This is a genomic window from Bartonella sp. AA83SXKL (assembly GCF_042196965.1).
Taxonomy (GTDB): Bacteria; Pseudomonadota; Alphaproteobacteria; order Rhizobiales; family Rhizobiaceae; genus Bartonella.
Window position 1 is genome coordinate 1 of the sequence record NZ_JBHIRG010000246.1, and the last position, 642, is coordinate 642.

Genomic DNA, 642 nt, shown 5'->3' on the forward strand with positions numbered 1-642 from the left:
TCATAAGTGCCAGCATCAAAAGAGCTCTCATCATCAAAGACCGGTGCTCCAACTCTGTAATCTTCATTCATAGCTTCGTTCATTTCTGCATTCATTCTCTAACCTCTCTCAAATGCTTCTTCCTCTGTATGTTGCCGCTCTTTCACGCATGATTTGATTTTGCGCTCGTTCATTAAGAATACGCTCCCGTTCAAGCTCATGCTTCTGTTGCATCAATTCCGCTTCCAATTCTGCTCTCTTTTGACGCATGACCAATTCAATCTGCTTGCCTTGTAAATCCATCTGTTGCATCTGACTTTTAGCCGCAATATCTTGCTGCTTTTCCTGCAACTTCATTTCTTGTTCCGGATTCATTTGCTGTTGTTGGGCTTGTTGTGCCATTTGCTGCTGTTGCATCTTCTCACTCACACGATTAAGCAATGACGCAGGCAATGGAGAATAACGAAGTAGATCAAGCATAATATCCGGCGTAATCGCATTTTGAAGCAATGGGAGCAGCTGTGTGATGATACCAAAGGTGCGCTCTTTCTCATTCGGGCTGGTTGGAGCATCATCGACAACAATGTCATACTCGACACTCGTTACTTCTTCACGCGTCAATGGAATATATTGCGCATTCTCCTCACCAGATATCCGTACCAA

At 43.9% G+C, this 642-nt stretch carries 1 pseudogene; it reads right to left on the reverse strand.

Annotation, left to right across the window (positions count from 1 at the left end):
• Nucleotides 1-108: 108 nt before the first annotated feature.
• Nucleotides 109-642, reverse strand: a pseudogene (locus ACFINO_RS10895) (phage portal protein); the annotation flags it as partial.